12 protein-coding genes and 1 tRNA gene are annotated in these 9,986 nt (G+C 72.8%); 4 read left to right on the top strand and 9 right to left on the bottom strand.

The genetic code is table 11. The features are described from left to right. Positions 1 to 196 precede the first annotated feature (196 nt). Complete coding sequence (locus tag ABD401_RS24280) at positions 197 to 787, top strand: GNAT family N-acetyltransferase (protein WP_344609671.1); 591 nt, start codon at positions 197 to 199, stop codon at positions 785 to 787. On the opposite strand, the gene ABD401_RS24285 is transcribed toward ABD401_RS24280, so the two are convergent. Further along, complete coding sequence (locus ABD401_RS24285) at positions 718 to 1,719, bottom strand: phosphotransferase (RefSeq protein WP_344609673.1); 1,002 nt, start codon at positions 1,717 to 1,719, stop codon at positions 718 to 720. The two genes, ABD401_RS24280 and ABD401_RS24285, sit on opposite strands and share 70 nt — an antisense overlap. 69 nt (positions 1,720 to 1,788) lie before the next feature. Here ABD401_RS24285 and ABD401_RS24290 point away from each other — a divergent pair, with 69 nt between their 5' ends. Then, the gene (locus tag ABD401_RS24290) at positions 1,789 to 2,547 is read left to right on the top strand and encodes a maleylpyruvate isomerase family mycothiol-dependent enzyme (RefSeq protein ID WP_344609675.1); all 759 of its coding nucleotides are present in this window, start codon (positions 1,789 to 1,791) and stop codon (positions 2,545 to 2,547) included. A 12-nt stretch (positions 2,548 to 2,559) separates the two neighbouring features. On the opposite strand, the gene ABD401_RS24295 is transcribed toward ABD401_RS24290, so the two are convergent. Beyond that, complete coding sequence (locus ABD401_RS24295) at positions 2,560 to 2,961, bottom strand: hypothetical protein (protein WP_344609677.1); 402 nt, start codon at positions 2,959 to 2,961, stop codon at positions 2,560 to 2,562. A 208-nt stretch (positions 2,962 to 3,169) separates the two neighbouring features. Here ABD401_RS24295 and ABD401_RS24300 point away from each other — a divergent pair, with 208 nt between their 5' ends. Then, positions 3,170 to 3,481, top strand: coding sequence for a hypothetical protein (locus ABD401_RS24300; protein ID WP_344609679.1), 312 nt, complete (start codon positions 3,170 to 3,172; stop codon positions 3,479 to 3,481). A gap of 7 nt (positions 3,482 to 3,488) precedes the next feature. Here ABD401_RS24300 and ABD401_RS24305 read toward each other — a convergent pair whose 3' ends face one another. The 3 genes from ABD401_RS24305 to ABD401_RS24315 form a co-directional block, all read right to left on the bottom strand. Then, positions 3,489 to 4,202, bottom strand: a complete 714-nt coding sequence (locus tag ABD401_RS24305) for a hypothetical protein (protein WP_344609681.1) — start codon at positions 4,200 to 4,202, stop codon at positions 3,489 to 3,491. A gap of 22 nt (positions 4,203 to 4,224) precedes the next feature. Next, positions 4,225 to 4,902 (bottom strand): group I intron-associated PD-(D/E)XK endonuclease, encoded by a 678-nt coding sequence (locus ABD401_RS24310; RefSeq protein WP_344609683.1) that lies wholly within the window; start codon positions 4,900 to 4,902, stop codon positions 4,225 to 4,227. 211 nt (positions 4,903 to 5,113) lie between these two features. Further along, positions 5,114 to 5,190 (bottom strand) — tRNA-Pro (locus ABD401_RS24315). Between the two features lie 103 nt (positions 5,191 to 5,293). Here ABD401_RS24315 and ABD401_RS24320 point away from each other — a divergent pair. Further along, positions 5,294 to 6,037, top strand: a complete 744-nt coding sequence (locus tag ABD401_RS24320) for a mycothiol-dependent nitroreductase Rv2466c family protein (RefSeq protein ID WP_344609685.1) — start codon at positions 5,294 to 5,296, stop codon at positions 6,035 to 6,037. A 12-nt stretch (positions 6,038 to 6,049) separates the two neighbouring features. Here ABD401_RS24320 and ABD401_RS24325 read toward each other — a convergent pair whose 3' ends face one another. The 4 genes from ABD401_RS24325 to ABD401_RS24340 all read right to left on the bottom strand — a co-directional run bounded on the left by ABD401_RS24325 (position 6,050) and on the right by ABD401_RS24340 (position 9,907). After that, complete coding sequence (locus ABD401_RS24325; protein WP_344609687.1) at positions 6,050 to 6,214, bottom strand: TraR/DksA C4-type zinc finger protein; 165 nt, start codon at positions 6,212 to 6,214, stop codon at positions 6,050 to 6,052. A 203-nt stretch (positions 6,215 to 6,417) separates the two neighbouring features. After that, on the bottom strand, positions 6,418 to 7,872 hold the full coding sequence (der, locus tag ABD401_RS24330; protein ID WP_425566247.1) for a ribosome biogenesis GTPase Der: 1,455 nt from the start codon (positions 7,870 to 7,872) through the stop codon (positions 6,418 to 6,420). Positions 7,873 to 7,994: 122 nt separating this feature from the next. Next, positions 7,995 to 8,351, bottom strand: a complete 357-nt coding sequence (locus tag ABD401_RS24335; RefSeq protein ID WP_344609691.1) for a cupin domain-containing protein — start codon at positions 8,349 to 8,351, stop codon at positions 7,995 to 7,997. A 59-nt stretch (positions 8,352 to 8,410) separates the two neighbouring features. Further along, positions 8,411 to 9,907 carry an ATP-binding protein gene (locus tag ABD401_RS24340; protein WP_344609693.1) on the bottom strand — a complete coding sequence of 499 codons (1,497 nt, stop codon included), beginning with the start codon at positions 9,905 to 9,907 and terminating at the stop codon, positions 8,411 to 8,413. Between the last annotated feature and the right edge of the window lie 79 nt (positions 9,908 to 9,986).

Raw genomic sequence — 9,986 nt, forward strand, 5'->3', positions numbered from 1 at the left:
ACCACCCCCACCGGGCAGGTGTTCATCACCCGACCACCCCCACCGGTCGGGGACGAACCCCCCGACTTCGAACAACCCCCACCCACACCCTCGCCCTGGACCCGGGCCGGCGCCGCACGGACCGCGGCACCGGCCCCCGGACCCGACGACGAACCGCCCTTCTGAGCGAGCTCGGCGTCGTGCCTAGGCTCGGGGAATGAGCGCGCCAGAGTTGTCGACCGACCGACTGTTGCTGCGGGGTTGGCGGGAGTCGGACCGGGAACCGTTCGCGGCGTTGAACGCCGACCCGGAGGTGACGGAGTTCCTCCTCGGCCCGATGACGCGGGCGGAGAGCGACGCGATGGTGGATCGCATCGAGGCCTCGTTCGCGGCGAAGGGTTACGGGCTCTGGGCGGTCGAGGTGGTCGGCGGGCCGGAGTTCGTCGGGTACGTCGGACTCTGGGACCCCACGTTCGAGGCCCCGTTCACGCCGGCGGTCGAGATCGGGTGGCGACTGGCGCGGTCGGCGTGGGGCCACGGTTATGCGACCGAGGGTGCGCAGGCGGCGCTGCGGTACGCCTTCGGGACCGTCGGGCTCGCGGAGGTCGTGTCCTTCACGGCCGCCGTGAACGTGCGGTCCCGGGCGGTCATGGAACGCCTCGGGATGACGCGCGACCCGGACGAGGACTTCGACCACCCCCGCGTCGCGGTGGACTCTCCGCTGCATCGGCACGTGCTCTACCGGCTGGCGAGCACCGCCGCGCCCTCGACGGCCCGGGCCTCCCACCAGGCCAGCTCGTCGTCGTAGCCGCCGAACGCCTTCTCCCAGCCGAACTGCACGAGGCCGCCGAGGAGGCAGAGGGCGAGCTGGCGGTCCCACCACGGTTCGGTGTCGACACCGGCCGCGGCCAGGGCGTCGCGATAGGCCGCGACCGTGGCCTCCTTCGACTCCGGCAGGCGCCGGCAGTTGATGGCCAGGTACCAGGCGAGGTCGGACAGCGCCGGACTGCGGCCGGGGATTTCCCAGTCGAGGAGGACGGTGCGCCCGTCCGGATTCACGCCGAGGTTGTCGAGCTTCCAGTTGCCGTGCACGAAGGTCTGGGGTGTCTCACTCAGCGCGAGCACAAGCGGCCCGGGATCCCACGCCAGCGGCGTGACGACGGCGGCAGCGGTCGGGGCGACCTGCTCCAGCAGCGGCCAACCCTGACCGACCAGGCGCGGCACCAGGTCCTCTCCCCCGCGCTCGGCCTCGGCCTCGGCGAGCCAGGGCGAGAGGTCGAGGTAGCGGTGGGTGGTCGGGACGACGTCGCACTCCGGGCCCGCGTCCCAGAAGGCGGCGTGCAGGGCCGCCATGTGCGTGAGGAACTGACGGTGCATCGGAAGATCGATCGGGTCGTCGCGCACCGGGACCAACATGTCGCCGACGTCCCGCATGAGGAGGGCGGCACCGCGCTCCGACGGCGCGACGCCGACGATGGGCTGGTCGAGGCAGTCGGGCAGCCGGGCGAGCACGCCCCGGCGCCACAGCTGCAGTGCGGCGGGGACGAGACAGCCGGCCGTGCGCATGGTCCAGTCCGAGTCGAGCTCGACGTACTTGACCACGTGCGGGACGCCGTCGATGTGCACGCGTTCGAGCCGGGCCCCGGACTTTCCGGCGGCATCGAGGATCGGCTCGCGGTCGGTGGCGGCGGCGAGAAGGTCGGCCACCGAGGCGGACTCGAGGGCAGTTGGCAGTGCCACGTCCGCGATCCTGTCGTATCCGTGGCCTAGCGTGCACCTGTGCTGAGTCCTGAGCGGTACTGCGCCGCCATGCGAGAGCAGACGCGGCAACTGGCGGACGACCTCGCCGGCGCCGACCTGACGACCCCCGCCCCGTCCTGCCCGGGCTGGAACGCCGGGCAGGTCGTCCGGCATCTCGGTGGCGGGCTCCGCTGGGCCGCCGAGCTGATCAGTACGCGGGCCACGGAGCCGCCGGCCGACACGCACTTCCGGGACCTCTCCCCCTACGCCGAGGAGGACCCGGCGGTGCTCGCGCCGTGGATCGCCGAGAGCGGCGATCTGCTCGCCGCCGCGCTTGAGGAGAGCGGGCCGGACGCCGCGGTGTGGACACCGATGCCCGAGCAGACCGGCGGTCGGGCGTCGTTCTTCGCCCGCCGTTTCGCGCACGAGGCGGTGATCCACCGCGCTGACGCGACCCTGCCGCTGGGTCGCCCGTTGGTGGTCGAGCCGGACCTGGCGGCCGACGGCATCGACGAGTGGATGGAGCTGGGCTCCCTGCCGTTCCACTTCGAGGTGCACCCGCAGATGCGGGAACTGCTCGGCCCGGGGCGGACCGTGCATCTCCACGCCACCGACACGGACCCGGAGCTGCACGCCGAATGGGTGCTCGACCTGACGGGCGACGCCATCACCTGGCGGCGGGCGCACGAGAAGTCGGCGGTGGCGGTGCGCGGCCCGATCACGGACCTGCTGCTGATGGTCTACCGGCGACGCGCCCCCGACCGGCTGGACGTGGTCGGGGACGCGTCACTGCTGGAGTTCTGGCTCGAACGTGTGCCGTTCGGCTGACGTGCGTTCAGATCAGCGGGTGGCCCAGATCTTCGTCGCGTAGCGCACACCGTTCTTGCGCACGCCCTTGACGTAGACCCGGTCGCCCTCGCGCAGCGCGCGCAGGCCGACCTTGTGCCCGTTGCGGTAGATCCTGGTCCAGCTGCGCACGGTGATACGGCGGTCCGGGCCACGCCGCTGGTCGACGACGATCCGACGCGGGCTGAGGTTCTTGTCCTCGAGCCGCCCGGCGATGGTGAAGCCGCGGTGACGCCGGCGGTGGTCGGTCACCGCCTGGCTGGAGTCGGCGGTCGGGGCGTACGAGACGGTCGCCTGTTGCTCCGCAGCCGGGGCGGTGACCCCGGCCGCCGCCGGGTACGCCGGGGCGATCAGAGCCAGGCTGAGGACTGCTGTCGTGGCCAAGGACGTACGCATGGGTGTCTCCTCAACGCAGGGGCGTCGCGTCGGTGCGACGCACGGGTCCTGGCGCAGCGCTGCCCCCCCGTGTTCATGATCACTCCTGCGAATTTCGGATCGGTGGTCCGGCCGGGGTCGGCGAGCGCCTGCCGGGGCGGCCGGGGTGGTCCGGTTAGGGTCGCTGGCGTCGGTCATCCGTCCGGCGTTCGTCTGCGGAGGTGCCCCCGTGATCCGGATCGTCGTGGTCCTCGCGCTCGGTGCCGCGTTCTGGCGCAAGGTCTCGCGCAAGCGGCGCTACGCCCTCGGGGTCTTCACGACGGCGCTGCTGGGCATGGGCGGCGCGGTGATCGGCGGTCTGCTCGGCGATCTGCTCGTGGACGGATCCGGCGTCAAGCGGGACGCCGCCGCGGGGCTGGGGGCCACCGGCGCCGCCATCCTGTTCGTGCTCGGCGGCGAGCTCTGGTCGCGGCACCGCAAGGGCTGGCCGCTGTTCGGCCCCGCCCCGGAGCGGCCGAAGCGCACGCTGCGGCGGCGCTGACCGCGCGTCAGACCTGGTTCGGCCGGCAGCGGGGGTCCTCGGCGACGTTGGTCCGGAACGTCGACAGGTGGGTCCAGTCGAAGCCGGCGACGTTCGCGCCGAAGTCGTGGAACTCCAGCGTCAGCAGCCGATCCTCCAGCACGAGGGCGATCCGGCGCAGGAAGGCTCCGTCGGTCCACACGGTGAGGTCGAGGGCGTCCGGGCGCGGCACGGCCGGCGTCCACGCCATCGCCGGCGCGGTCTCGGCGGCGCGCACCTCGGGCCCGACGGTGACGTCGGCGCTGACCCGGATCCGCCGCCAGGGTTCACCGGCGACCTCGTCCAGGCCGTCGTCGGTCGCGCCGTTCAGGAACTCGACCGCACCGAGGAACCACAGCGGGCCGGGGCGGCAGTCCGGGTCGACGTTCAGCTCGGCCAGGGCGAGGCCGGAGTTGCTGCCCCAGATCGCCGCGCCGATCTCGGTGACCGCGAACTCGCCGTAGTCGTACGCGGCCCCGGGCTGGTCGAGGTCGAGGATCCCGTGCGCCTCCAGTGGCTGCCCCGCCCCCGTCAGGGTCCGGACGAGCCGCGCCAGCCGCCCCGTCGGCGGCTGCACCTGCGCCGGGTCCGGCTCCCGCCGGAACACCAACCGCGCCGTCCGCGCCGCGATCAACCCCCGCCGCGCCCCGTGCACCGCCGCGAGCGGATCCTCCCCGCGCCGGTTCCGGACGATCTCCTCCACCCGGCGAGCCTAGGACTGCGATTTACGCGGCGGCAGACGGCCCGTGATCCGGTGCCGGCGGGGGCAGTAGCCCCTCCACCCGGAAGGCTGAGTACGAGGCGAGATGGATCGCGTGAAGGCCACCGACCTCGGCCACCGGAATCAGGTAGAAGTTCAGCACCCCGTCGATCGCGAAGAAGTAATCGATCTCGTCCGTGTCGTAAGTGGGGACCCCTTTCCGCGAGCTGGAGAGCGAGATTCGCCAGGTCTGGCCGGCGCGCAAGCGAGTGGTCTTGACCTGAATCCGGTTCACCGCGCCCGACATGGTGACCAGAAGGTCGTATCGGCAGGGCTCCAGTGGCCACGCGACGTCGCAGCCACGCAACGTGAACCAAGCGGCCGCGAGCATCGACCCTGCCCTTGGCAAGTGGTCCGGATTCACGCTTAGAGCAAGTTCGAGTGGCTTACCTCGCTCCGGCGCGCCCAATCGGGTCACGTCGAGTCCGAGTCGCGTGGCGTGCCGAACCAGGGTGCTCTGACTCGAACCGCCGACCAGGCCCAGCCTCGCGCCGACCTCGCTCCAGTCGCGAGCGCAGGCGACGGCGGCCTGCAGGTCGGCGTCGGACCAGCCGCGATGGCCTCGGAAATGGCTGTAGTCGAGCTTCAGGCGGTCCGCGTGCGCGCGGACGGACCGGATCATGGCCCCCGAGGTGGCGTTCACGCCCAGCGCCCGTAGGACCGCCCGCCACGACCGAGCGTCGGCGACCGCCCGGATCAGTGCATCCTCGCTGTACAGACGTGGTCTGGCCATCGCGTCCCCCGCTGCCGACTGAGCTGTCGGCAGCAGTCGATCAGGTGCCTCCGACACTCCGTTGCGGACGGACGCCGGATACGCCGCGGGCCCCATAGCGGGGCCCTGACCAGCGAAAATATGGTCGGGCTGACAGGATTTGAACCTGCGACCCCCTGACCCCCAGTCAGGTGCGCTACCAAGCTGCGCTACAGCCCGAAGCCCGGCGAACCGAGCGGGATGACGGTATCGCATCGACTCCGGGGACCCGAAACCCGATTGCGTCTGGGCAGCATGCACACCCCCGGGAGAGGATCCGGTTATGACGGGCGCCCGCGTCCTTGACGCCGACCTGCACTTCTACTTCGACCCGGTCTGCCCGTTCGCGTGGCTGACCAGCACGTGGGTCCGGCAGGTGATCGCGGCGCGGGAGTACCGGGTGGAGTGGCGGCTGGTCTCGCTGCGGATCATGAACTCCCACATCGACTACGCGAGCCACTTCCCGCCGGAGTACGAGGCGGGGCACAACGCGGGGCTGCGGCTGCTCCGGGTGGCGGCGCGGGCGCGGCGGGAACACGGGGCGGCGGCGCTCGACCCGCTCCAGGCCGCGACGGGCGAGGCCATGATGGAGCGCCGCCCGTGGGCCGACGACCTGCCGATGCTCGACCCAGCCCGGGAGGTCCCGTTCGTCGAGGGGATCCTCGCCGAGGCGGGGCTGCCACTCGACCTCGCGGCGGCCCTGCACGACGAGTGCGAGGACGCCGAGATCCGGGCCGAGACCGAGGCGGCGTTGGCCCTCACCGGCCGGGACGTCGGGACGCCGATTCTCCACGTCGACCCACCGAACGGGAGCGCGTTCTTCGGCCCGGTGATCAGTCGACGCCCGAGCGACGCCGAGGCCGTCGAGCTCTGGGACCACGTCGTCGCCCTCGCCCGGTTCCCCGGTTTCTCGGAGCTCAAGCGGAGCCTCCGGGAGCGTCCCCAGCTCCGCGCGTACGGCGTCGAGCCCGGCGACGTGGGCCAGGTCGAGGACTGGCACGCCGGCAGCCGCCGCCTCAAGCGCTGAGACTCCGCGGCGTCAGCGGGACGCGCAGGCGACGCAGGTCCGCGCCGTCGGGCGGGCGACCAGGCGCGCGGGCGGGATGGCTTGCCCGCAGCGCTCGCACGTCCCGTAGGTTCCCGCCGCCAGGCGCTCCCGGGCCGCCGTGATCTCGGCCAGGTGCCGTTCGGCCGCCTCGATCAATGTGGCCGTCCGGGCGCGGTCGTACGCCGTGGTCCCCTCGGGGTCGTGCTCGTCGTCGGTGGCGGTGTCGGCGCTGTCGACGATCTGCCCGAACTCGCGGCGCAGCCCGGCCAGCCGCTCCCGGGTCTCGGTCTCCTCCGCGGCCAGGGCGTCGACGGGGTCGGCGTCGTCGGAGTTGATGTCGTCGGGGTTGATGTCGCCGCTCAGCGCTTCCGCTTCTCCCGGACGCGGACCGAGATGTCGATCGGCGTCCCCACGAACCCGAACTCCTCGCGCAGTCGGCGTTCGATGAAGCGCCGGTACCCGGCCTCGATGAACGCCGACGCGAACAGCACGAACCGCGGCGGCCGCGTGGCGGCCTGGGTCGCGAACAGGATGCGCGGCTGCCGCCCGCCCCGGATCGGGTGCGGGTGCGCGGCCACGAGCGTCCCGATGAAGCTGTTGAGCCGCCCGGTCGGGATTCGCTGGTCCCACGACTCGAGGGCCGTCTCGATCGCCGGCACGAGCTTGTCGACGTGCCGCCCGGTCCGGGCCGCGATGTTCACCCGCGGGGCCCACGGGACGCGGACGAGATCGCGCTCGATCTCGCGCTCGAGGTAGTACCGGCGCTCGTCGTCGAGCAGGTCCCACTTGTTGTAGGCGATCACCAGCGCGCGCCCGGACTCGACGACCATCGAGATGATCCGCGTGTCCTGCTCGGTGATCGACTCCTGCGCCTCGATCAGGACGACGGCGACCTCGGCCTTGTCCAGCGCGGCCGCCGTGCGCAGGGAGGCGAAGTACTCGTGCCCCGACGCCGTGTTGACCTTCCGCCGGATACCGGCCGTGTCGACGAAGCGCCACGTCTTGCCGCCGAGCTCGATGAGCTCGTCGACGGGGTCGACGGTCGTCCCGGCCTTCGCGTCGACGACGACCCGGTGCTCCCCCGCCAGCTTGTTCAGCAGCGAGGACTTCCCGACGTTCGGCTTGCCCAGCAGCGCCACCCGGCGCGGACCGCCGAGGATCCGGTGTCCGTGGGTCGGCTCGGTCGGCAACGCCTCCATCGCGGCGTCGAGCAGGTCGCCCGACCCGCGGCCGTGCAGCGCCGAGACCGGGTACGGCTCCCCCAGCCCGAGCGACCACAGCATCGCCGCGTCCGCCTCGGTGGCCGGGCCGTCCACCTTGTTCGCCGCCAGGACGACGGGCTTGCGCGCCGCCCGCAGGATCTTGACCACGGCCTCGTCGTGGTCGGTGGCTCCGACGGTCGCGTCGACCACGAACAGCACGGCGTCCGCGAGCGCCACGGCCCGCTCCGCCTGCGCCGTGATCGACGCCCGCAGGCCCTCGCCCTCCGGGTCCCAGCCGCCCGTGTCGAGCACCGTGAACCGCCGGCCGTTCCAGTTCGCCTCGTACGCGACGCGGTCGCGCGTGACGCCCGGGGTGTCCTCGGTGACCGCCTCGCGGCGACCGATGATCCGATTGACCAGGGTCGACTTGCCGACGTTCGGCCGCCCGACGACCGCGAGGACCGGCAGCAGCTCGCCCTCGTCGTCGGTCCAGGCGTCCCCCTCGTAGGAGGGCACCTCGTCACCGACGAACTCGTCCTCGTCGAACGCGCTCTCGTCGAACACGTCGTCGATGTCGTCGTCGATGTTGTCGTCGATGTTGTCGTCGTACACGTCGTCGGACTCGGCCTCGGTGACGCCGGTGTTCAGGTCGTCTCCCGGGTCGAGCCGGGATTCCGGACCGCCATTCACACGCCTCACAGTAGTCGGCGCGGCGGCGGCCCGGTCCCGCCCCGTCAGCCGCCCGTGATGTGCTTCACGACCGCGGCCAGCTCCGTGGACGGCGAGAAGTCGACGTAGGCGCAGTCCGTGAGTGCGAACGGCGTGTGCCCGGGACCCCAGTAGAAGGCCTGACCCGCCTCGTAGGTCTGGTCGCCGCCGGGCACGCGCATCAGCAGGCGGCCCTCGAGCATGTAGCCCCAGTGGGGGCACGGGCAGGAATCCTCGGGCAGGCCGACGAAGGCGGGCCCGAGATCGGTGCCCTGCTTGAGGCGGAAGAACCCGACGGTCATGTCCCCGGCCTCGGCGGCGCGGACCTCGATGCCCTCGTTCTCCAGGGCGACGGGCAAGGATTCTGCGGTGTAGGCCTGCATGGCGTGCTCCTCGGGAAGTGCGGTGGCTGATACCGAGGACGATCGCGCGGCGGCGTTCCTCAAACGTTCCCGACGGCGGACCCGGCGGCCAGCGCCGCACAGCGCTCGGCGTCGAGGGGCTGGCCGGTCTCGGTGAACCGCCGCGCGGCCTCGGCGAAGTGCGCCGCCGCCGGCTCCCGCCGCGCCAGCGCGGCGTGGCCGCGCACCTCCACGCGGGCGGCGTACCAGCCGGGCAGGCGCATGACGACGTTGGCCAGGAAGTCGACGGCCTCCTCCCAACGGGCGAGCAATGCCAGGTCGCGCGCCCGCGCCGCGGCGATCGCCGCCGGGACCGCGAGCGTGATCCGGCAGCCCGGACAGGTCTCCAGCGGCCCCTGCACGGAGGCCTCCGCGTCGAGCAGCACCGTCAGCGCGGAGTCCGGGTCGCGCGCCGCGGCGATCCGTGCCCCGTAGATCCGGTCGAGCAGGTGGAACCCGACGTCGGAGTCCCGCGCCACCGCCAGCGCCTCGTCGAGCAGGGCCTCGGCCTCGTCGACACGCTCGCGGTGCAGCGCCAGTTCCGCGAGCCGCTCGAGGGCGAGCGCCTCGCCGACCGCACCACCGAGACCCCGGCTGAGCCGTATGGCCGCGCCCAGATCGGTCGCCGCCTCGTCGAGTCGGCCGGAGAGCAGCTCTGCCTCCCCGCGCAGCGTCACCGCGTAGGCCCGCCCCCGGGCCGCGCCGAGCCGCTGCGCCTCGGCCTCGAACCGATCGGCGAACGCGATCACGTCGGGGTACGGCGCCGAGCCGTAGAGCAGCCGCTGGCTGATGCACAGATGCCCGTCGAACACGTTGACCGCGAGTTCGGGCAGCGCGGCCGTGTCGAGCAGGTCCGTCCAGACGCTGTTGCGCAGGTCTCCGCGCGCGTGCGCGGCCGCGGCCTGGGCCCACGACGCGATGACGAGTGTCGCCGTGTCGCCGGACTGCAGCGCGAGGCGGCGGCTCTCGGCCGCCTTGGTCGTGCCGACGTCCGGCGGCGCGAATCCGAGCACCGCGGCACCGGCCCACGCGAGTGCCTCGGCCATCCGGCCGCCGACCGTCTTCGGCGAGATTCCGTCGAGCACCTTGAGAGCTGACGGAGGGTCACCCCGCTTGACGAGGGCGAGCGCCTGCTGTGCGCGGATCTCCTGCGCCCGCGGATCCCCCGCGGCCTCGGCCGCGCGCGCGTATGCCTCCGGGGCACCCGGGTCGCCCAGGGCGTCGAGCGCCTCGGCGCGGAGGACCAGACCGTCGGGGTGCGCGGGTGCGTGCTCGACGAGCGCGTCCAGGTGCCGGAGCGCCTCGGTGAAGGCGCCGACCCTCACGGCCCGCCGGGCGGCGTCGAGCAGCCAGGGGATCGCGTTCTCCGGGCGCTCCCCCAGCAGCCAGTGCCGGGCGACCGCCGCCGGCTCGGCGCCCGTTTCGGCAAGGCGCCGCGCCGCGTCGCGGTGCACCGCGACGCGGTGGTGCGGTGGCACCTGTTCGATCAACGCCGTCCGGACCAGGTCGTGCCGGAATCGATAACGCGTCCCCGTCACGGCCAGCGCCCCAGCCGCTAGGGCGTGTCTCCCAACTGATCTGGGGTCATCGGTGCAGCGTTGATCCATGACGCGGACT

This window comes from Sporichthya brevicatena (genome assembly GCF_039525035.1).
GTDB lineage: Bacteria > Actinomycetota > Actinomycetes > Sporichthyales > Sporichthyaceae > Sporichthya > Sporichthya brevicatena.